The following is a 22,192-nucleotide window of genomic DNA, read 5'->3' on the forward strand; positions in this document are numbered from 1 at the left end:
CGCAGGGCCGCCCGGACGGCATGCAATTGATGCTGCACGGGGGAGTGCGATGAGTACCTTGCGCGATGCGATGAGCCACGCAGCTCTGGGTTGGGTAAAACCCGAGCTGGACGAGACCCTGCGCCAGGTGCGCAACGAGGTCGAAGCGTTCGTGGAAGATCCCAGCGATACCAGCCGCATGCGCTTCTGCGCCGGCTACCTGCACCAGGTGCAGGGCACGCTGCGGATGGTCGAGCTGTATGCCCCGGCGATGGTTGCCGAGGAGCTGGAGCTGCTGGCCAATGCGGTCCGTGATGGTGGAATTCCCGACCGCGATGAAGCCTGTGCCACGCTGATGCGCGGCACCGTGCTGCTGCCCGATTATCTGGAGCGCCTGCAGAACGGCCACCGCGATATTCCGATCGTGCTGCTGCCACTGCTCAACGACATCCGTGCCGCACGTGGCGCTGAAGGCATCAATGAAAGCGTGTTGTTCGCCTTCAACCCCGATGCCAGCGACGCCAGCCCGGATGAGCTGGAGCACGCACGCGGCAGCTTGAGCGGACGCAACCGCGAACTGCTCGACACCGTCGGCAGCGCGGTCAAGGAAGAATTGATGCGCATCAAGGATGCGCTCGACCTGCATATGCGCATGGATGGCAATCCGGCCGATCTGCAGGTGCAGGTCAATGAGTTGGGTGCCGTCTCCGATACCTTGGGCGTGATGGGTTTGGGCGTTGCCCGTGGCATCGTCGCCCAGCAGCGCGATTCGCTGCGCGAAGTCGTCAACGGCAGTCGTCAGATCGATGACAACCTGTTGTTGGATATCGCCGGCGCGCTGCTCTACGTGGACGCCTCGCTGGACGAGCAGGTTGCCCACCTCGGCGCCAATGTCGGCGGTGACGATGATGCCGGTTCGGTGGAAACCCGCCGTACCGTGGAAGTGCTGGCGCATGAAGCCATCGCCAATTTCACTGCTGCACGCGAATCGTTTGTCGCCTTCATCGAGACCAATTGGGACCACGCGCGCCTGGCCGAAGTACCGCGTCTGCTCGGTGAGGTGTCCGGCGCGCTGCGCATGCTGGAAATGCCGGTGCCGGCCGACTACCTGCAGGCCGTGCGTCAGTACATCGACGTCGAACTGATCGCACGCCAGCGTATCCCCAGTGGGCGCCAGCTCGACACCCTGGCCGACGCCATGGCCAGCCTGGAATACTTCCTCGAAGCCCTGCGCGATCGTCGCCCGGGCCGCGAGGAAATCCTCGACATCACCCGCACCAGCCTGGAAACCCTGCGTTACTGGCCGATTCCTGCGTTGCAGGCGGTGGCTGATATCGCTGCTGTCGAGCCGGTTGCTGCTGAAGTCGGCGCGCCTGTTGCCGATGGCGCAAGCGTCGCTGCAGTCGAAACGCGGACTGAAATTGTTGAAGCAGCGGTCGAAGCGTCGCCGGCTGTTGAGCAAGCACCGGTCGTTGCTGCGCCGGTAATGCCGCCACCGTTGCCGCCGTTGGACGTGGAAGGAAAATCGCAGGCCGCCGCCGACTACCCGCTGGTGTTTGGTGCAGCGATCAATGCTGTGGCGACTCCGACCCAGGCCGTGGACGTGCCAGCTGCGTTCGCGCCGCAGACAGTAGATGTCGCCGCGGAGATCTCCGCATTTGATCCAGTTGCCGCAGAGACATCGGAAGCCGCTGAGAGCAGCTTCACCTTGGCACCGATGGTGCTTGAAGGTCATCAGTCCACGGCTTCGCATGAAGTTGAAGCGCCGGCATCGTTTGCCGCGAGCTTTGATCCGGTGGCTGCCGAGGACGAGATGCTTGCTGGCGCGAACGACAGCTATCGTTTCGATGCGTCGCTGCTGACGCTGGACGGTACCGATACTGAAGCGGCGCAGGCAACCAAACGGGCCAATACGGGCTTGGTTGATGCTGAGCTGACCAATATCGAATTCGCTGACAACGACGTGTTCTTCAGCCCGGAGCTGGAAACCGCCAGTCCCTCATTTGAAGGTGGAACGCAGGCGTCGGCACAGGTTTCCAACGATCAGGGGCGGGAGGCTGCGTCGATTGAACCGGTATCCACGCTGGTCGAGCCGGTCTCCAGACTGGATACGGAAACTGCTGCATTCATGGCGCAGCTTGATGCTGCTGCTGAAGCCTTCGACCCGTTTGCATTGCCCGAATCCCTGCAGCCCGAGCCGGTCACTGCTGAAATGGCCGCAGGTGCGGCAAGTGCTGCTGCTTCAGTCAGGTCTTTCGCACCCGCGCAGGAGCTTGAGGGCGGCTTCATCGATGGCGGCGACGTAATCGATCAGGACATCCGCGAAGTCTTCATCGAGGAATTCGATGAAGAACTCGAAAACCTGGGCAACCTGCTACCGGCATGGCGCGCCGCGCCGGCCAATATGGAGCGCCTGCGCCCGGTGCGCCGCGTGTTCCATACGCTGAAGGGCAGTGGCCGCTTGGTCGGTGCACGCACCTTGGGCGAGTTCAGCTGGAAGATCGAGAGCATGCTCAACCGCGTGCTCGACGGCAGCCGTCCTGCCAGCCCGGCGGTCATGGCCGCGGTGACGCAGGCCTACGACGTATTGCCGGAATTGAACGCCGCGCTGCGTGGTGTTGGCAGCATCCAGTCCGATCTATTGGGCATGCAGGACGTGGCTGACCGCGTTGCTGCAGGCGAAGAAGCGTTCTACGTGACCGGTGTCAGCGCTGTTGCAGCTGCCACGCCGGCCAGCGACGTGGTGCCCGAAACCGAGGTCGTTGAGGCGGCGGAAAGCGACGTAGCGGCAGTCATCGAAATCGACGATGCGGAGGGTACCCCTGCATCGGTGGACGAGGTGCTGCGCGAAATTCTCGAAGCCGAGATCGGCGCTCACCTGGATACCGTCAACAGTTGGTTGGCCGTCTCGGTGGCACAGCCGCAACCGGTCTCCGAAGACTTGTTGCGCGCCGTGCACACCATGAGCGGCGCATTCGCGATGACCGATGTGCCGGTGATCACCCAGATCACCAGCCCGGCCGAAACCTTCGTCAAGCGTTCGCTGGCGGCGGCGATTACACCAGCTGCTGCGGGCGTGGACGCGCTGGCGCAGATGGCGGCGGCAGTGCACGCCACAATCACCGCATTGCGCGCGCCTTCGCCACGCATCCCGGCGTTCCCGGGTGTGGCCGAACGCCTGCAGGCGCTGGTTGATGGCCTGCCAGACGCGAAGTGGCCACCGATGCAGGCAGAGGACGATCTGCTTGCTGACGATGTAGAAGTTGCGCAGTCGGCAGTTTCTCTGGACCGCGGCATCAGCTCCGAGTCGGTTGGCACGCAAGACCTGTCCGCGTACTTCGACTCTGGCTTGCTGGACGAAACGCCTGGCAGCGTGGCATCGGTGGGAACCACCGATCTGCCGGCTGCAGCACACCCCGAGTTCCTGCTGCCTGTTGCTGACGTTGACGAGCACGACACGCGTGAAGTGGCCGAGAGTGCTGATTCCGTTGCTGCTGAGTCGCTGCCGGAGCCTGCCGAGGCCGCTGCCGAAAGCGAGTCGGCAACTGTGGCTGCCATTGACGACGTGACCGAACAGATCGATATCGCCGAAACGGCTGAGGTCATCGAGCCGGCTGTTTCGCAGCATGCCGTTGAAGCTGAGGACCATTATGACGCTGTGCGGGCCTCGACCTGGGGCGTTGCACATGACGCCGAGGAACCGGAGCAGGCCGCAGAGGCAAGCGATTCGCAGCGCGCTGTCAAAGCTGGCGAGATTGAATCCGAATCGACTGTTGCCATTGACGCTGATGCGGCATTTGCAGCCGAAGCAGTCGACGCACAGGTTGAAGACGATCAGCCGAATGAGGCGATCGCTGCGGAAGCGTCCAGTGATCTGGATGATCGTGACAGCGTGATCGCACGCGCCCTGGCCATCGCTACCGGTGCGACTGCAGTTGCCGTCGGCGCAGCGCAGCTGGGTTCGACTGAAGCCGAAGCCGAGGCATCAAGCCTGGCCGAGCAGACTGAAGAAGGCGAGCTGCTGGCAACGGAAGCCGTTGAACAGGCCGTGGCCGAAGAGCAGGCTGACATCGCTGCGGAGCATGACGCAGTCATCGATGACTGCACCGTACAGGCTCCGATCGATGTAGCGCAGGCTGATGATGTGGCTGCGATTGACGATCAGTCGGCTGTGGATGCAGCGTCGGAGCTGGAACCTGCTGCTGAAGCCGAAACCGAAGTGGAAGCCGAAGCCGCTGTCGAAGAAGTCGCCGTGATCGAAGATATTTCTTCTAACGAAGAAGATGCTTCGGTCGAGAAGGCGGTGGCGATCGAAGAAGCCGAGCAGCTTGAAGAAGCCGCACAGCTTGATGATGTGGCTGTGAGCGCCGTTGTTGAGCCAGTCGCCGTTGAAACCCTGGTCGTCGCCAAGGCGGTGCTGGCACCGCTGACCGCAGCATTGCCGGAACAGGCAGTTGTGCCGGTCGCCGCACCTGTGGCGCATGAACTGGACGCCGGGCCGCTGAACTTTGCCGACCTGGATCGCGAGTTGGTCGATATCTTTGTCGAGGAAGGCAAGGACTTGCTTGACCATTGCGATGGTCTGGTCAACGACATGCGCGCCGCGCCGGAAGACCGCGACGCGCTGGCCGGCCTGCAGCGTGACCTGCACACCCTCAAGGGTGGCGCACGCATGGCCGGCATCAACGCCATCGGCGATCTTGGCCACGGCATCGAATCGCTGCTCGAGGCTGTTGCAGCCAACCGCACCGAAATCACCCGCGCTGACGTGCAACTGCTGGAGCGCGGTTTCGACCGTCTGCACCAGTTGTTGATCCGCACCGGCGAGCATCGCGCGGTGGTGATGCCGACCGACCTGATCGAGGCCTTCGAAGCGCGTACCGATGGTCGTGCCGAAGCCGCGCAGGCACCGGTTGAAGCAGCTGTCACCGCGCTCGAATCGGCACCGGAAAGTGTTGTTGCCGCCGACGTGCTGCCGCGGCCGCTGGCACCGATTGAACCGCTGTCGGCTCCGCTGCGCGAAGAACAGGCCGGCAACGAGGAAGAAGGCGCACCGCGCGGACAGGAACAGGTGCGTGTACGCGCCGACCTGCTCGACAGCCTGGTCAACCACGCCGGCGAAGTGGCTATCTACCGCTCGCGTCTGGAGCAGCAGCTGGGCGCGTTCCGTGGCGCCATGGCCGAGTTGGATCGCACCAACGCACGTCTGCGCGACCAGTTGCGTCGTCTGGATCTGGAAACCGAAGCACAGATCGTGGCGCGTTACCGCCGCGAGCATGAGCAGGCCGACCAGACCTTCGATCCGCTGGAACTGGACCGTTTTTCCACCCTGCAGCAGCTCAGCCGTGCGCTGAACGAATCGGCGGCCGACTTGGGCGGTCTGCAAGGCGTGCTGGACGATCTGTCGCGCAACTACGACACCTTGCTGCAGCAGCAGTCGCGTGTGAGCTCGGAACTGCAGGACGGCCTGATGCGTGCGCGCATGGTGCCGTTCGACGGCCTGGTACCGCGTCTGCGCCGTGTGGTGCGTCAGGCCGCACAGGAAACCGACAAGCAGGTACACCTGAAGCTGGAAGGGACCCACGGCGAACTCGATCGCAACGTGCTCGACCGCATGGTCGCGCCGCTGGAACACATGCTGCGCAACTCGGTTGCCCATGGCCTGGAACAGCCGGCCGCGCGTACCGCCGCAGGCAAGCCGGAAGAAGGCGAAATCGCCCTGCGTCTGCGCCGCGAAGGTTCGGAAATCGTGCTGGAAGTGGGCGATGACGGTGCCGGCCTGGACCGCGAGGCAATCCGCCGCCGCGCCGAACAGCGTGGCCTGTTGGGCAGCGACGAGCAGATCGACGATACCCAGCTGGACCAGATGATCTTTGCTTCCGGCTTCAGCACCAGCGAACAGGTCAGTCAGCTGGCCGGCCGTGGTGTGGGCATGGACGTGGTGCGCAACGAAGTGCGCCAGCTCGGCGGCTCGGTGGACATCCACTCGGTGCGTGGCGAGGGCGCGACCTTCACCCTGCGCCTGCCGCAGACGCTGGCGGTCACCCAGGCGGTGTTTGTCCGCATCGGCGAGACCACCTATGCGGTGCCGGTGGCATCGGTCAGCGGCATCGGCCGCATCTCGCGCGAGCGTTTCGAGTCCGGCCAGGGCGGTTACCACTACAACGGCGAAGATTTCAGCCTGTACAACCTCGGCACCCTGGTGGGCCAGGTTGCTGCCAAGGCCGAAGGTCAGACCGAGATCCCGTTGCTGCTGGTGCGCTCCGGCGACCTGCGCGCGGCGGTGGCGATCGATCAGGTGCTGGGCAACCGCGAAGTCGTGGTCAAGCCGGTTGGTCTGCAGATCGCCTCGGTGCCGGGCATTTACGGCGCCACGATTACCGGCGAAGGCAATGTGGTGGTGATCCTGGACGTGGCACCGCTGGTGCGTCGTCATCTCACCCAGCCGCAGCAGTTGGTGGAACTGGTCGAAACCAGCAGCCAGCGGCATGTGCCGCTGGTGATGGTGGTCGACGATTCGCTGACCATGCGCAAGGTCACCGGCCGCGTGCTGGAGCGTCACAACCTGGATGTGGTCGTCGCCCGCGACGGCGTGGAAGCGCTGGAGCAGTTGGAGGAGCGCATTCCGGACCTGATGCTGCTGGATATCGAGATGCCGCGTATGGACGGCTACGAGCTGGCTACCGCGATGCGTGCCGATCCGCGTTACAAGAATATCCCGATCGTGATGATCACCTCGCGCAGTGGCGACAAGCATCGCCAGCGCGCATTCGAGATCGGCGTGCAACGCTATCTCGGCAAGCCGTACCAGGAGCTGGATTTGATGCGCAATGTCTATGACCTGCTGGGGATCGCCCGTGCACGCGACTGACGACACTGCCAAGCCGGTTGCACTGCTGGCCCGTGCCGGTGCCGCCCGCGATCGCCTGCGCGAAGCACTGGTCGCCGCCGGCGGCCGCATCGTGCTGGAAGAAGACCCCAACCAGCTGGAGCCAGCTGCTTTGACCTCGGCTGCGCCGCAGGTGGTTCTGGTGGCGCTGGAGCCGGCGGTCGAGGACGCGTTGGAACGGCTGGAGTCGGTGCTGGAAACGCCAGAGCTTTCTCTGTTGTTCGAAGAAGCTGAGCTGGCTGCCCGTCGCGAAGGCTGGGAAGCACAGCGTTGGATCCGCCATCTGGCGGCCAAGCTGCAAGGCCATGACAACGTGCTGCCGCCCGGTCTGGAGCATGAAGAGGCCGAGCCGGCAATCACCTTGGAGCCGGGTCTACCACCGCGTCCGGCCGACGGGCACCTGGATGCACCGCTGCAGTTCCATCTGGATGAGGCACAGGTGCAGGCCTACGACCTGCCAGCCGATGAAATCTATGTGGCGCCGGCGAGTGCGCTTGAACCGCGACCGGAAGTGCTGTCGTTCGAGGAACTGATCGCTGGTGCTGCGCAGTCGTCACCGTCTGCTGTGCCGGGCATGCCACCACCGCTGCCGCCGGAGCCGCTTGTTGTGGCGGCCGAAGCAGAAGAGAAAAAGGCGCCGATAGGCGATTTCAGCAGCTGGTCGCTGCTGGAAGATGATGGCTATGAGACCGCGCCTGCCGCCGCCAGCGTCACGCCGGAGCCGCCGCCGGCCCTTGCCAGCCTGCTCAACAGCGAGCTGTCGTTGGTCGAGATAGATGAAGGTGCAGCCGAAGGCAATGGCGCGGTGTTGTTGGTTGCCGGTATTGGCGGTCCGGATGCGGTGCGCCGCGTGTTGGCCGGCTTGCCGGAAGACTTCGCACGCCCGGTGCTGGTGCAGTTGCGTCTGGATGGTGGCCGCTATGCCAATCTGGTCAAGCAGATGGCAAGGGCGACGCCGCTGCCGGTGACTTTGGCCGACCCAGGCCAGAACCTGGTCCCCGGCGATGTCTACATTCTTCCCGATGTCATCGGCGTCGAGGCGACGGCTGAAGGCCTGCGCTTCTGTGCGCAAGCCAATGATCTGCTCAGCGCCCTGCAACCGGACCGCAGTGCGGTGCTGCTGCTCAGCGGCGCCGATGTGGCTATGGTCGAGCCGGTGCTGGAATTTGCCGGCAAGGGTGGTTGGGTGGCGGGGCAGATCGGCGAGGGGTGCTATGACCCGGCCGCTGCCAGTCAGCTGGCCGTCGCTGGCATGAACGCTGGTGATCCGGAATATCTCGCCGCCGAATTGGCTGTGCATTGCGCGGCGTGACCGCAGCGCGACCCAGGAACTGACGATGAGCTACGCAAACAACGATGAAGTCCGTGGGGTACTGATACAGGCCGGTACCGAGCGCGTATTGCTGCCCAATGCGACGGTGGCGGAAATGATGTCCCGCGTAGCGGTCGAACCGATCGCTAACACCCCCGGATGGTTGGTCGGACAGATCGCGTGGCATGGCTGGAGCGTGCCGTTGCTGTCCTATGCCGGGCTCAGTGGCCACGGCAATGAGACGGTGAGCAGCAATAACAAGGTGGTGGTGCTGAAGGCCTTGGGCGGCAACCCGGACCTGCCGTATTTCGCCTTGTTGACCCAGTCCTTCCCGCAATTGATCGCAGTGCCGCGCGACGGCCTGCTGGCCGACGCATCGGAAGAGAGCCTACCGGTAGGCGTGCATATGCGCGTGCTGCTGGGTGAACAAAGCGCGCTGTTGCCGGATCTGGACGCGGTTGAGAGCGCCGTCATCCTCGCCCTGGCAGAAGCCGTAGCCTGACCGGTTGTGGCTAGTGCCGAGCCATGCTCGGCAGAGGCGTTCCCGCGGACCTGAAGGTTGTGGGAGCGGCGTAAGCCGCGAAACTCGCACTCCATCAGATTGCAGACCGGTCGGTGATTTCAGCGGTACCGGCTTCGCGGCTGACGCCGCTCCCACAAACCGACACCGGGTTTGTCGGTACTGCCGCAGCCGAGCATGGCTCGGCTCTACAAGTCGGGCAGACTGCCGCATGCATCACCTGTAGTGCCGAGCCATGCTCGGCAGAGCCTTTCCCGGCAATCCTCAGCATTGTAGGAGCGGCGTAAGCCGCGAAGCTCGCACTACATCAGATTGCCGACCGCCTGGTGATTTCAGCGCTGCCGGCTTCGCGGCTGACGCCGCTCCTACAAACCGATGCCGGGTTTGTTGGCAACGCCCCCAGCCGAGCATGGCGCGGCTCTACAGATCGCCCAGCCGCGCCTGCAGCGCCGCGATCGCGGCCAGGCCTGCGGTTTCGGTGCGCAGGATGCGCGGGCCCAGCTGCAGGCCCTGGAAGCCGGCCTCGCTCAGCTGCTGGCGGTCACGCGGTGACCAGCCGCCTTCCGGGCCGATCGCGATCACCACGCCATTGGCCGGAGCAGCTGGCAGCGAGGCCAGGCGGTGTTCGCCCAGTGGGTCCAGGGTCAGTCGCAAGGTCTGCTCGGGCAATGCTGCCGTCGCAGCAGCGAGCGCCTGTGGGCCGCCGATGAACGGAATCCGCGCACGCCCGGACTGCCCGCAGGCCGAGCCAACCACATTGCGCCAATGCGCGATGCGCTTCTCGGCCCGCGCCGCGTCCAGCTTTACTTCGGTGCGCTCGGCGTTGACCGGGATGATGCGGCTGACCCCCAGTTCGGTGGCCTTCTGCAGGATAAGGTCCATCTTCTCGCCGCGCGCGATGCCCTGCAGCAAGGTGATCGCCAGCGGCGATTCATTGTCGATGGACTGGGCACTGTCGATGTGTACCCGTACCTCGCGCTTGCTGATCGCGCTGATGGTGGCTGCATAGTCGTGGCCATCGCCATTGAACAGAATGCAGCCTTCGCCTTCGCGTAGGCGCATTACCCGGACCAGATGATTGGCCACATCCTCGGGCAGGGACAGGGTCTGGCCGGCGGCGAGCGGCAGTTCAATCGGGCAACGGGTAAGGCGCATGGGAGTTCTCGCAAAGGCGGTGCCGCGTGGGGAGCGGCTGGGTCTGCTAGCATTTCAACGTCATGAAAACGTATCTGCCAATGCGCATTCTATCGGTCTACCGTCGTTTTGCCCGGAGTGGCGCATGAGTCGCCGCCTGCCACAGATCCATAACGTGGTCGAAGAACACATCGGGCCGTTCCGTCAGCAGCAGCTGGATCTGGAGTTTTCCAACGGCGAACGCCGCCATTTCCAGCGTCTGGTCAGTGGTGGCCATGGCGCAGTGGTGGTTGTGCCGATGCTCGATGAAGAGACCGTGCTGCTGGTGCGTGAATACGCAGCCGGCCTGCACCGCTATGAGTTGGGCTTGGTCAAAGGCCGCATCGATGAAGGCGAAACGCCGATCGAAGCCGCTGATCGTGAGCTCAAGGAGGAGGCGGGTTACGGCGCGCGCAAGCTGGACGCGTTGCGCAGCCTGACTCTTGCACCTACTTATATGAGTCATCAATCCACGCTGGTGGTGGCGCGCGACCTGTATCCGGAGCGCTTGCCAGGTGACGAGCCCGAAGAACTGGAAGTGGTGCCGTGGAAGCTGGCTGAGCTGGACCAGCTGATGCTGCGCGAGGATTTCTCCGAGGGACGCTCGCTGGCGGCCCTGTTCATTGCCCGTGAGTGGCTGCGAGGTGGCGCATGAGCGCAGTAGTAGATGAAGCCCTGCGCGAAGGCGTGTTGGATATCGCCCAGCGCGCAGGCGCGGCGATCATGCAGGTCTATGCCAACGGTTTCGATATCGAGCAGAAAGCCGACGACAGCCCGGTCACCACCGCCGATCTGGCCGCCCACCAGCTTATCGTTGCAGGCCTGTCGCAGCTGACCCCGGATATCCCGGTGCTGTCCGAAGAATCGGCGCAGCTGCCGTGGGAGACCCGTCGCCAGTGGCAGCGTTATTGGCTGGTGGATCCGCTCGATGGCACCCGCGAGTTCATCAAACGCAATGGCGAATTCAGCGTCAACATCGCGCTGATCGAACAGGGCGTGTCCGTGTTTGGGGTGGTGCAGGCACCGGTGACCGAGGTCATCTGGCATGCGCAGCGCGGAGGCCAAGCCTGGCGCCGCAGCGGTCAGCAGCAGGACGCGATCAACACGCGGGTGCCACCGGCATCGCCGTTACGGGTAGCCGCCAGTCGCTCACATGCCAGTGCGCGCACCGCGAGCTTGTTGGCGCGGATGGGCGAGATCGAGCTGATCGCGCAGGGTTCATCACTGAAATTCTGCCGCATCGCCGAAGGCACGCTGGACGTGTATCCGCGTCTTGGGCCAACCAGTGAATGGGATACCGCCGCAGGTCAATGCGTGCTGGAAGCGGCAGGTGGGGTGGTATTGGCTGCCGATGACGGCGTGCCGTTCGCCTACAACCAACGCCCGCGTCTGCTCAACGGTGATTTTGTCGCCTTGGGCGATGCTTCTCTGCCATGGCAGGAGTGGGTGGCTGGGCTTTGATGCCGGGCCGCAGGTTGCCTGCAGTGAACTTCAAACGCCGGCAATTGCCGGCGTACTCGTAATGAAAGGTGATGCGCGCATGTCCGAACTGACCGATATCCAGACCCTGTTGCAGATCATGGCGCGCCTGCGCGATCCCCAGGGCGGATGCCCGTGGGACCTGGAGCAGGACTTCGCCAGCATTGCGCCGTATACGGTGGAGGAGGCCTACGAGGTCGCCGACGCCATCGACCGCAACGACCTGCCGGACCTGAAGGACGAGCTCGGCGATCTACTGCTGCAGGTGGTATTCCACGCGCAGATGGCCAGCGAGCAGGGTGCGTTCAATTTCGGCGATGTGGTGGCCTCGATCAGCAACAAGATGATCCGCCGTCACCCGCATATCTTCGGCGATACTGAGGTCAGCGATTCCGACGAGGTGCTGGCCAACTGGGATGAGATCAAGCGTAGCGAGCGTGCCGCCAAGGGCGAGCAGGATGGATCGGCATTGGCCGGCATTTCGCGTGGACTGCCGGAGTGGCTGCGTGCAACCAAACTGCAGTCGCGTGCCGCCCGCACCGGTTTCGACTGGCCAAGTGCAGCGCCGGTGCTGGACAAATTGCGCGAGGAGATCGACGAGGTCCAGGCCGAGTTCGAGCTTGCTGCAACCGGCGTGGACAACCAGGCGCGGCTGCAGGAGGAGCTGGGCGACGTGTTGTTTGTCTGCGCCAATCTTGCCCGCCACGCCAAGGTCGATAGCGGCACCGCGCTGCGTCATGCCAACCACAAGTTCGAGCGCCGTTTCCGGGCGATGGAAGCGCTGGCGGCTGGCCAAGGAAAAGCAATGTCGCAGCTTGATCTGCAGCAGCAGGAAGCCCTCTGGCAGCAGGTGAAGCAGCATGAAAAGGACACGACGAAGTGAAAACCCTGGCGCTGTTCCTGCTGACCGCGTTGGCTGAGATCGTCGGCTGCTATCTGCCGTGGCTATGGCTGCGGCAGCAGGGCAGCCCGTGGTTGCTGTTACCGGCTGCCGTCAGCCTGGCCTTGTTCGCCTGGCTGCTGACCCTGCATCCGGCCGCCAGCGGGCGCGTCTATGCCGCCTACGGCGGCGTCTATGTCTGCATGGCGCTGTTGTGGCTGTGGCTGGTGGATTCGGTCAAGCCCACCCGCTGGGACCTGCTTGGCGGCGGGCTCTGCCTGCTCGGTATGGCGGTGATCATGTTCGCCCCGCGCAGCAACTGAAGCGCCTATGCTGGCCGCATCCCTACCTGGATGCCGGCCATGTCGCGTTTCAGCAGCTTCCGCCAGTTCTACCCGTTCTACCTGGGCGAACACAGCAACGTTGTCAGCCGTCGCCTGCACTTCATCGGTAGCTGCGGCGTGCTGCTCTGCGTGGCGATGCTGCTGTGGAGCGGCCAGCTGCGTTGGCTGTGGTTGGCGCTGCTGTGCGGCTACGGCTTTGCCTGGGTAGGGCACTTCTTCTTCGAGAAGAACCGGCCGGCGACCTTTCGCCACCCCTTCTATTCATTTGCCGGTGACTGGGTGATGTTCGTCGACATCCTGCGCGGGCGGGTGCGCCTGTAAGCACCTACCCAGTTGTTTCCGGGGCTGTCGCTATACTCGGCCCATCAATCAAGCACAAGGAGCGATCTCATGGGCAGCGGAGCAGGGTTGTTGGCGTTGGTGGTGGTGGTGGCCGGCATCATCGTGCTGTTCAAAACGGTGCGGATGGTGCCGCAGGGCTACGAATGGACGGTGGAGCGCTTCGGCAAGTACACGCATACGATGAGCCCCGGCCTGCACTTTCTGATTCCGATTGTTTACGGCGTCGGCCGCAAGGTGAACATGATGGAGCAGGTACTGGACGTGCCCAGCCAGGACGTGATCACCAAGGACAATGCGGTGGTGCGGGTGGATGGCGTGGTGTTCTTCCAGGTGCTGGATGCGGCCAAGGCAGCCTATGAAGTGGCCAACCTGGAAGTGGCGATGATCGCCCTGGTGCAGACCAATATCCGTACCGTGATCGGCTCGATGGATCTGGACGAATCACTGAGCCAGCGCGAAACCATCAACGCTAAGCTGCTCAACGTGGTCGACCACGCCACCAATCCATGGGGCGTCAAAGTCACCCGCATCGAGATCAAGGACATCCAGCCACCGGCCAACCTGGTGCAGTCGATGCAGCAGCAGAAGATGGCCGAGCAGAACAAGCGCGCTGCCATTCTGGAGTCCGAGGGTATCCGCCAGTCGGAAATCCTGCGCGCCGAAGGCCAGAAGCAATCGGCCGTGCTGGAAGCAGAAGGGCGCAGGGAGGCCGCATTCCGCGACGCTGAGGCACGCGAGCGTCTGGCCGAGGCCGAAGCCAAGGCCACCACGATGGTGTCCGATGCGATCGCCAACGGCAGCGTGCAGGCGATCAACTACTTCATTGCACAGAAGTATGTGGAAGCCTTCAGTGAGCTGGCCAACTCGCCCAACCAGAAGCTGGTGCTGATGCCGATGGAAACCAGTGGCGTGATCGGCTCCATTGCCGGTATTGCTGAATTGGCCAAGGAAGCCTTCACCAAGCAAGGCGAGGCGAAGCAGCCTGCACGCGGCAACCCACCGCCGCTGGGGCGCTGAGCCATGCGCTGGGAAGTGGTGATCTGGGCGGCGCTGGCAGTGACCTTGTTCGCCGCCGAGGCGCTGGCGCCGGGAGCCTTCATGCTGTGGATGGGCATAGCCGCAGCGGCGGTGTTTCTTACCGTCTGGGCAATCGACGGCATGAGCGTGCTGCTGCAGGTGATCCTGTTCGTGGTGCTGAGCTTTGTTTCCATCCAGGTCTACCGCACCTGGTTCCGGCAACGGGCGCGGCCCAGCGACCAGCCGCTGCTCAACCGCCGCGCCGAGCAGTTGATCGGGCGCGTGGTGACGCTGGATCAGGCGATCAGCGCTGGCGTCGGCCGGGCCAAGGTGGATGATGCGTTCTGGGTGGTGGCCGGCCCCGATCTGCCGCAGGGCAGTACGGTGCGGGTGGTGGCCGTGGATGGCATGACGCTGAAGGTGCAGGCGGTCTGAATACTGCTGCGGTACTGCCGTTGTGGCAGTGCCGCAGGTTTTAAAAGTAACCATCTGGGATAATGGCCGTCCCCTTAGTGTGGAACGGCCATGACCCTGAAGACTTTGCTCAACGAAACCCACCGCTCACTCGGCGCCAAGATGGTCGACTTCGGCGGTTGGGACATGCCGATCCACTATGGCTCGCAGATCGACGAGCACAACCTGGTCCGCACCGCCGCAGGCATGTTCGACGTCAGCCACATGACCGTGGTCGACCTGAAGGGCGCGCGCACCCGTGAGTTCCTGCGCCAGCTGCTGGCCAACTCCATCGACAAGGTCAAGGTCCGCGGCAAGGCCCTGTACTCGTGCATGCTCAATGCGCAGGGTGGGGTGATCGATGACTTGATCGTCTACTTCCTGGCCGAAGACATGTTCCGCATGGTGGTCAACGCCTCCACCCGCGAGAAGGACCTGGCCTGGATCCGTCAGCACGCCGAAGCCTTCGGCGTCGACGTAATCGAACGCGAAGACCTGGCCATCATCGCCGCGCAGGGTCCGCAGGCGCGTGCGCTGGTAGCTGGCCTGGTAGCGGAGTCGGACCGTGCCGCGCTGGACAAGCTCGGCCGCTTCGCCGCGCTGGAAGTCCGCTCCACCGACGGCGTTGAACTGTTCGTCGCACGTACCGGTTACACCGGCGAAGACGGCTACGAAGTGCTGCTGCCGCAGAGCGCGGTAGTCGCGTTCTGGAATGCACTGCTGGCTGCTGGCGTGAAGCCGGCCGGCCTCGGCGCGCGCGACACGCTGCGTCTGGAAGCCGGCATGAATCTTTACGGCCAGGACATGGATGAAACCATCACCCCGTATGAGGCGGCGTTGGCGTGGACCGTGGCACTGGACGACCTGGCCGATGGCACACCGCGCGCGTTCACCGGTCGCGCCGTGTTGGAAGCGCAGAAAGCCGCAGGCGATGCGCGGCAGATGATCGGCCTGGTAATGGACGAGAAGGGTGTGCTTCGCCACGGTCAGAAGGTGCTCACCGCCAATGGCGAGGGCGAGATCCTGTCCGGCACCTTTTCGCCGACGCTGGGCAAGGCGATCGCATTCGCACGCGTGCCGGCCGGTGCGCCGGGTGATGTGCGGGTGGACATCCGTGGCAAGGAAGTGCCGGTGCGCATCGTCAAGTTCCCGTTCGTGCGTGACGGCCAGGCACAGGCCGGCATCAATCTTTGACCTGTAGGACCGCGCCGGAAGCGACCTTGCTTCCGGTTCGTTAAACTAGCGATTCATCCCGACCACCGTTTTTCCGGAGTAGTTCCATGAGCGAGATCCCTGGCGACCTCAAGTTCCTCAAGTCCCACGAATGGGCCCGTGTCGAAGGCAATGGCCGCGTCACCGTAGGTATTTCCGATCACGCCCAAGGCCTGTTGGGTGACCTGGTCTACGTCGAACTGCCGGCTGTCGGTGACAGCGTGCAGGCTGGCGTTGGCGCAGCGGTGGTCGAGTCGGTGAAAGCCGCATCCGACGTCTACAGCCCGGTGTCCGGCACCGTTGTCGAAGTCAACGAAGCGGTGACCGACAAGCCGGAAACCATCAACGAAGATGCTTACGGCGACGGCTGGCTGTACGTGGTCGAGCTGTCCGAGCCGGAACAGTTGAATGACCTGCTCGGGCCGGACGACTATGCCGAGATGTTGGAGAACGAGGACCACTGAGTCCTGTCGTGATCCGGAAAGCGGCCGCTGTCAGCGGCCGTTTTTTTTTGCGTCGATGTCAGCATCACGTGATGATCGCTGGTGATGAGTGGCTGGCGATGACGCGTCGGAGCGGATGCCAACGGACGCGAAGTGGCTCCGATCGGCGTCGTCGCAGACTGCGAAGTGGTCCAAAAAGTTTGCGCAAAATGATCCGTCGCGCAGGTAAAGCCTTGCCATTGGCAAATTTTTTTTCAGGTGCTGGAACTGGCCTATGGCGGCTGTCGGTCGCATGCATTGAGATGCCGTTGCTGTAGCGCCAATGCAGCTACGTGTTGGTGGCGCTGAAACGAATAGTGCACTTTTACCGATGTTTTTTTGCTTTGTGTTTTTTTTGAAGCGTGCAGGTGCGGTGTCGGTGGGTGCGCACGACGGGCTGTGGCGGCACGCGACCGGACGCGGAAGGCTGAAGGCTTCCGAAAAATAATTTGCAAAGATAGTTGACAGTAAAAAAAACCGTGATTAGGTTTCGCCCAGCAGACCTTTCCTGCGGAAGCGAGTGAGCCGGATCAACATTCAGACGCGAAGCACAACTTGGACGTCCGCCAGGATCCTTTTGATGGTGGAGCAGGACTCGCTTCCTTCGGCGAAACACCCCCCCTATTTTTATCTGGCACCTGCAGCGGGACCCGTTGTGGGTGTTTCTGTATCCGTAACGATGCGCTAGACGCGTCGTCGGTCCTCCGCCGAACATCGCGGATTTGCTTCAACTGGGCATTTCAATTCCATAGATCACTGACGAGGAACAAACCATGGCTACGAAGAAAGCAGCTAAAAAGCCGGCCGCCAAGAAGGCGGTAAAGAAAGTCGCCAAGAAGGCTGCCGTGAAGAAGGTTGCCAAGAAGGCAACCGCCAAGAAGGCAGTGAAGAAGGTCGCCAAGAAGGCCGTTGCCAAGAAGACCGTGAAGAAGGCAGCAGCCAAGAAGACCGTCAAGAAGGCAGCAGCCAAGAAGACCGTCAAGAAGGCAGCAGCCAAGAAGACCGTCAAGAAGGCAGCAGCCAAGAAGACCGTCAAAAAGGCAGCAGCCAAGAAGACCGTCAAGAAGGCCGTAAAGAAGGTTGCCAAGAAGGCAACTGCCAAGAAAGCCGTCAAGAAAGTAGCTAAGAAGGCCGTAAAGAAGGTTGCCAAGAAGGCAACTGCCAAGAAAGCCGCCAAGAAAGTAGTCAAGAAGGCCGTAAAGAAGGTTGCCAAGAAGGCAGCTGCCAAGAAGGTCGTAAAGAAGACTGCAAAGAAGGTTGCCGCCAAGAAGCCGGCCGCCAAGAAGGTTGCTGCGAAGAAGAAGCCGGCCGCTCGCAAGAAGAAGGCCGCTCCGGTAGCGCTGCCGGCTACCCCGGCGCCGCTGATCTGATCCAGCTTCACTAGCAAGACCTGAAACTCCTTCCCCGACTGCCCAGCGGGGAGGGAGTTTTTTTATGGGCGGACCGCAGCGGCAAGCGCCGATCAGGTCGGCCTGCACGGTAGTGCCGAGCCATACTCGGCAAGGGGCTCGACCAGGCGAAATCCCGCACCCCGTTTGTGGGAGCGGCGTAAGCCGCGAAGCCGGGCAAGCATCCGATCAGGCGGGCTTCACGTTCTCTTGGAAGATCTGGTTTCTTCCATTTTGGTTCCGTGCAACCCGACTGCCCGCGTTGTTCGAGCACCACCAGCTTCGCGGCTGACGACGCTCCCACAAAAGCAGGCGGGATGGCGCACGCCGGTTTGTACGAGCGGCGTTAGCCGCGAAGCCGACCCAGTATCCGACCAGGCGGGCTCTGCGCTCTCTTGGAAGATCTGGTTCCTTCGATTTTGGTTCCATGCAAGCCGACTGCCCCGAGGTGTTCAAGCACCATCAGCTTCGCGGCTGACGCCGCTCCTACAAAACAGGAGCGGCGTCAGCGGTCCAAAAAGAAAGGCGGCCATTGGCCGCCTTTCGGGTAGTGCTGGAAACCACCAAACCACTCAGCGTGGCGAAGCCACCGCGCGATCGGAAGACGCGCCCTTCTTGCCGCTGCGTGCCGGTGTGGCATCCTCGGCCATCAGGTTGTCGCTGCCGAAGTCGGTGTCCACGTCCAGCCAGCGCTGCGTCGGCAGGCCGATCGCGCGATCGAGGATGGTCGGCATCATGCCGCTGGGCAGGCTGCTCTCGCCGTTCCACATGATGGCGATACCAAGGTCGCGTTCCGGCAGCAGCGCGACCAGGCCGCGATAGCCCTGCACCGCGCCTGCGTGGAAGACTACCTGGTGACCGGAGTAGTCGAATACGCGCCAACCCAATGCATAGCCCGCCGAGTCCAGACGCTGGTGGCGCCAGCCCGAACGCATTTCGCCGGGAGTATTGACCAGCGGCGCATGCAGCGTTGCCAGCAACGGTGCCGGCAATACATCCGGACGGTGGCCGGTGTGGGCCAGCAGCCACTGCGCCATGTCACTGGCACTGGCGTTGACGCCGGCAGCCGGTGCGACACGGTAGTAGGTGGGTTTGGGTGTCAGCGACACCCAGCCGTTGCGGCTGCGCACGTGCGGGCGCGCCCATCGCGAGCTGGCCTGGATACCGGCCAGGCCGAGGCTGGCATCGTTCATGCCCAGCGGCTTGAGGATGCGCTTTTCAACGGCCTGCTCGTAGAAGCTGCCCGAGGCAGCAAACACCACATCGCCGACCAGACTGAAGGCAACGTTCTGGTAGGAATAGCAATCACCCGGCGCGCACTTGAGCGGCGCGGTGGCCAACTTCTGGGTCAGCGAGTAGTAGTCGGCATTGGCTTCGACATCGCGGTCATAGGCATTGCTGGTCAGGCCGACGCGTTGGCTCAGTACATCGGCCACGGTCAGCTTGTCGGTTGCCTCGGGCGTAGCCAGGCGGAAGCCGGGTACGTAATCAGTGACCTTGCTGTCCCAACGCAGGGTGCCGTCGTTGACCAGCAGGCCGGCCATGGTGCCGGCGAAGGCCTTGGACAGCGACGCCAGGCGGAACACCGTATGCGCGTCCACTTCCTGCGGGTTGCTGATATCGGTAACGCCATAACCACGTGCCGACAGCACGCGGCCGTTCTGGACGATGGCCATGGCCATGCCGGGAACGCGGTTGCCATAGGTCAACTGTTCGGCCAGTGACTCGATGGCGGCGACATTGAAGTCGGCCGGCAGCGGTTGCACCTGGTCCGGGCGCAGCGCGGTGCGGTACGGCATCGGCTGCGTCGGTGATTGGTTCGGCGCGTTCTCCAGGTTCACCGGCAGCGCCATGGCAGCCGATGCTTCGGCGGGCAGGGTGGTGTGGGTGGGAGTCTGCGCGGTAGACGACAATGCGAAGGGCATCAACACCCCAAGCAATCCCGATGCCACCGGGCGAATGTGCCGGCGCGTGCTCTTGTCTTTCATCGTGATCGGTGCCTGTAAGCTACTGCTGTGGGCGATTCTAGCGCCGCTTTTCACCATTGCACAAACGGGGAGAGAATGAATGGGCATCGCGTTGATATTGCTGGTCTTTCTTGTGGTGGTTGTCGCAGTTGTGGCTGTAGGTGTCGGGATCTATAACGGGCTGGTGCGTTCACGTAACACCTATAAGAATGCATTTGCGCAGATCGACGTGCAGTTGCAGCGGCGTTTTGACCTGATTCCGAACCTGGTGGAGACCGCCAAGGCTTATATGGGCCACGAGCGGCAGACCCTGGAAGCAGTGATCGCTGCGCGCAGCGCGGCGCAGTCAGGTTTGGCTGCGGCCAAGGCCGATCCGGGCGATCCGGCGGCGATGGCGCAGCTGGCGGCCTCGCAGGGGCAGTTGAATGGCGTGCTGGGCAGGTTGATGGCAGTGGCCGAGGCCTACCCGGAGCTGAAAGCCAACCAGAACATGATGCAGCTCAGCGAAGAGCTCTCCAGCACCGAGAACAAGGTCGCTTTCGCGCGGCAGGCGTACAACGATGCGGTGATGGGCTACAACAATCGGCGCGAGACGTTCCCGGCCAATGTGTTTGCAGGCATGTTCAATTTCGCTACCGCTGCGCTGCTGGATATTCCGCTGGAGAAGCGCGAGCAGGTGCGCGAGGCGCCGAAGGTGCAGTTCTGAATCTGGCGCAGGCGTAACAGGGGCGCGGGATGAACTTCTTCGAACACCAGGCCCAGGCGCGGCGTAATTCAGGGCGACTGGTGCTGCTGTTTGCGCTGGCGGTGCTGGCCATCGTGCTGATGGTGGATGTGCTGGTGTGGGTCGGCACCGGCAGCATGCGCGGCGTGCTGTGGAGCAGCGTGCTGACCCTGGCGGTGATCGGCCTGGCCTCGCTGTACCGGATCAGTTCGCTGCGCGGGGGCGGCGAGGTGGTGGCCATGCAGATGGGCGGCACCGAAGTGCCCGCCGATACCCGCGATCCTGCATTGCGGCGGCTGCGCAATGTGGTGGAAGAGATCGCCATTGCCTCCGGCGTGCCGATGCCGCGCCTGTACGTGCTGGAGCAGGAAGCGGGCATCAACGCATTCGCTGCCGGCTATTCGCCCGCCGATGCGGCCATCGCGGTTACCCGCGGTACCTTGCAGCGGCTTAATCGCGATGAGCTGCAGGGCGTCATCGCGCATGAGTTCAGCCATATCCTCAACGGCGACATGCGCTTGAACATCCGCTTGATGGGCGTGTTGTTCGGCATCCTGATGCTCAGCGTGATCGGCAAGCGTGTGCTGCTGCATATGGGCGGCGGCAGCCGCGCGCGCTTCGGTCGCAGTGTCGGGCCGGTGTTCCTGTTGATACTGATTGGCTTGGCCGGCATCGCAATCGGCAGCATCGGCGTGTTGTTTGGGCGGCTGATCAAGGCGGCGGTATCGCGCCAGCGCGAAATCCTGGCGGATGCCTCGGCGGTGCAGTTCACCCGCCAGACCCAGGGCCTTGCCGGTGCCTTGAAGAAGATCGGCGGGCTCGACGACGGCTCACATCTGGCTGATCGTGCCGGTGCCGAGGAAGTCAGCCATATGCTGTTTGGCGAAGGCCTGCGTCTGTCCAGCTGGTTCGCCACCCATCCGCCGTTGCTGGAACGCATCCAGCGGCTGGAGCCATCATTCCGCGCCGAGCAGTTGCAGACGCTGCGCGGCAACTGGTTCAGCGCGCCGCCCGACGGACTGGCCGAAGACCGTGTGATGGGTTTGGCAGGGCGCGATGCGCCCAGCGTGGATGCGCTGTTGCCGCCGTTGCCGGGAATGCAGCAGATCCCGGTTGATCCGGCGTTGGTATCTGCGCAGGTGGCTACGCCGGCCGATGACGACTATCAGCAGGCCGTGCGCTTGGCGGGCAGCCTGCCATCGGCACTGCGCGCATTGGCCGGCGACCGTGGCGCGGCGCAGCCGTTGTTGCTGGCGATGCTGTTGGATGCAGATGCCATGGTTGCTGCGCGGCAACGCGAGGCGGTACGCGAGCAGTTGGGCGAGCCGATGGCCAACGGCGTGCTGACCATTGCAGCAGGCCCTTTGCGCGACCTGCATGCGGCACTGCGGCTGCCACTGGCAGCCTTGGCATTCCCGACCTTGCGCAGCTTGCCGAGACCGCAACTTGCGGCGTTCATGCGTTGCATTGACGCGCTGACACACGCGGACGGGCGTATTTCATTGTTCGAGTACTGCCTGTCGCGCTTGTTGCTGGTGCAGGTGCAGGCAGCCTTGGATCCATCGCGTCACCTGCACTTCGGCCGCCGCAAAGCCATTGGCGTGCAGCGCGAGTTCGCTATCTTGTTGTCGGTGGTAGCGCGTGCCGGCAACCCTGGCGACGAAGCAGCTGCGCGTCGCGCCTATCTGGCCGGCCTGCAGCGCATCCTGCCGCAGGATCATCTGCCGTACGCGCCGCCGGCGAATGGGGTGCTGGCCTTGGATGCGGTGTGGGCACCGCTGGATTCGATGGATCCGTTGGCCAAGCAGTTGCTGGTGGAGGCAGTGACCGCGACCGTCAGCCACAACCAGCGCGTCAATGTGGCCGAAGCCGAATTGCTGCGGACCATCTGTGCGACCTTGCATTGTCCCTTGCCAGCGATGTTGCAGGTGGCTTGAGCGCCGCTTGTCTCCCTCCCTTTCGCCAGCGGCGAAGGGGAGGGCTGGGGAGGGGGGGCTTTTGCTTTTGCTTGCTTCTGTCTGACAAGCCGGC

At 63.3% G+C, this 22,192-nt stretch carries 17 protein-coding genes; 15 read left to right on the forward strand and 2 right to left on the reverse strand.

The annotated features are described in order from the left end of the window. Positions 1 to 49: 49 nt before the first annotated feature. From ACVOMB_RS05315 to ACVOMB_RS05325, 3 genes are read left to right on the forward strand one after another with little or no spacing between them, the layout of a single operon-like run. On the forward strand, positions 50 to 6,850 hold the full coding sequence (locus ACVOMB_RS05315) for a hybrid sensor histidine kinase/response regulator (protein WP_481530223.1): 6,801 nt from the start codon (positions 50 to 52) through the stop codon (positions 6,848 to 6,850). Next, entirely contained in the window at positions 6,837 to 8,180 is a 1,344-nt protein-coding gene (locus ACVOMB_RS05320) for a chemotaxis protein CheB (RefSeq protein WP_481530224.1), read from the forward strand. The genes ACVOMB_RS05315 and ACVOMB_RS05320 overlap by 14 nt, the downstream gene beginning before the upstream one ends. A gap of 25 nt (positions 8,181 to 8,205) precedes the next feature. After that, entirely contained in the window at positions 8,206 to 8,682 is a 477-nt protein-coding gene (locus ACVOMB_RS05325) for a chemotaxis protein CheW (RefSeq protein WP_481530225.1), read from the forward strand. A gap of 438 nt (positions 8,683 to 9,120) precedes the next feature. Here ACVOMB_RS05325 and ACVOMB_RS05330 read toward each other — a convergent pair whose 3' ends face one another. Then, on the reverse strand, positions 9,121 to 9,855 hold the full coding sequence (locus tag ACVOMB_RS05330; protein WP_481530226.1) for a 16S rRNA (uracil(1498)-N(3))-methyltransferase: 735 nt from the start codon (positions 9,853 to 9,855) through the stop codon (positions 9,121 to 9,123). Between the two features lie 124 nt (positions 9,856 to 9,979). Between ACVOMB_RS05330 and nudE the strand changes: the two genes are divergently transcribed. The 10 genes from nudE (at position 9,980) to ACVOMB_RS05380 (ending at position 17,452) form a co-directional block, all read left to right on the forward strand. Beyond that, complete coding sequence (nudE, locus tag ACVOMB_RS05335) at positions 9,980 to 10,528, forward strand: ADP compounds hydrolase NudE (RefSeq protein WP_481530227.1); 549 nt, start codon at positions 9,980 to 9,982, stop codon at positions 10,526 to 10,528. Continuing rightward, a complete protein-coding gene (gene cysQ, locus ACVOMB_RS05340) occupies positions 10,525 to 11,334 on the forward strand; it encodes a 3'(2'),5'-bisphosphate nucleotidase CysQ (protein ID WP_481530228.1) in 810 nt (269 codons plus the stop codon). The genes nudE and cysQ overlap by 4 nt, the downstream gene beginning before the upstream one ends. Positions 11,335 to 11,413: 79 nt before the next feature. Further along, positions 11,414 to 12,235, forward strand: a complete 822-nt coding sequence (gene mazG, locus ACVOMB_RS05345; RefSeq protein ID WP_481530229.1) for a nucleoside triphosphate pyrophosphohydrolase — start codon at positions 11,414 to 11,416, stop codon at positions 12,233 to 12,235. Then, positions 12,232 to 12,555: a YnfA family protein gene (locus ACVOMB_RS05350; RefSeq protein ID WP_481530230.1), complete on the forward strand. Its 324-nt coding sequence runs from the start codon at positions 12,232 to 12,234 to the stop codon at positions 12,553 to 12,555. The genes mazG and ACVOMB_RS05350 overlap by 4 nt, the downstream gene beginning before the upstream one ends. Before the next feature lie 39 nt (positions 12,556 to 12,594). After that, a complete protein-coding gene (locus ACVOMB_RS05355) occupies positions 12,595 to 12,897 on the forward strand; it encodes an Mpo1-like protein (RefSeq protein WP_481530231.1) in 303 nt (100 codons plus the stop codon). 69 nt (positions 12,898 to 12,966) lie between these two features. After that, on the forward strand, positions 12,967 to 13,935 hold the full coding sequence (locus ACVOMB_RS05360; protein ID WP_481530232.1) for an SPFH domain-containing protein: 969 nt from the start codon (positions 12,967 to 12,969) through the stop codon (positions 13,933 to 13,935). A 3-nt stretch (positions 13,936 to 13,938) separates the two neighbouring features. Beyond that, complete coding sequence (locus ACVOMB_RS05365; protein ID WP_481516263.1) at positions 13,939 to 14,370, forward strand: NfeD family protein; 432 nt, start codon at positions 13,939 to 13,941, stop codon at positions 14,368 to 14,370. 90 nt (positions 14,371 to 14,460) lie between these two features. Continuing rightward, entirely contained in the window at positions 14,461 to 15,582 is a 1,122-nt protein-coding gene (gcvT, locus tag ACVOMB_RS05370) for a glycine cleavage system aminomethyltransferase GcvT (protein WP_481530233.1), read from the forward strand. A gap of 86 nt (positions 15,583 to 15,668) precedes the next feature. After that, a complete protein-coding gene (gene gcvH, locus ACVOMB_RS05375; RefSeq protein ID WP_481530234.1) occupies positions 15,669 to 16,064 on the forward strand; it encodes a glycine cleavage system protein GcvH in 396 nt (131 codons plus the stop codon). 791 nt (positions 16,065 to 16,855) lie between these two features. Beyond that, entirely contained in the window at positions 16,856 to 17,452 is a 597-nt protein-coding gene (locus ACVOMB_RS05380) for a hypothetical protein (RefSeq protein ID WP_481530235.1), read from the forward strand. A gap of 590 nt (positions 17,453 to 18,042) precedes the next feature. Here the strand turns inward: ACVOMB_RS05380 and ACVOMB_RS05385 are convergent. Beyond that, positions 18,043 to 19,458, reverse strand: a complete 1,416-nt coding sequence (locus tag ACVOMB_RS05385) for a serine hydrolase domain-containing protein (protein ID WP_481530236.1) — start codon at positions 19,456 to 19,458, stop codon at positions 18,043 to 18,045. Positions 19,459 to 19,537: 79 nt separating this feature from the next. Here ACVOMB_RS05385 and ACVOMB_RS05390 point away from each other — a divergent pair, with 79 nt between their 5' ends. Together ACVOMB_RS05390 and ACVOMB_RS05395 are read left to right on the forward strand one after the other, a co-directional pair. After that, the gene (locus tag ACVOMB_RS05390) at positions 19,538 to 20,143 is read left to right on the forward strand and encodes a LemA family protein (RefSeq protein WP_481530237.1); all 606 of its coding nucleotides are present in this window, start codon (positions 19,538 to 19,540) and stop codon (positions 20,141 to 20,143) included. 29 nt (positions 20,144 to 20,172) lie between these two features. After that, positions 20,173 to 22,098, forward strand: a complete 1,926-nt coding sequence (locus ACVOMB_RS05395) for a M48 family metallopeptidase (RefSeq protein WP_481530238.1) — start codon at positions 20,173 to 20,175, stop codon at positions 22,096 to 22,098. Positions 22,099 to 22,192: the final 94 nt, after the last annotated feature.

It is taken from the genome of Stenotrophomonas sp. STEN018 (genome assembly GCF_056760235.1).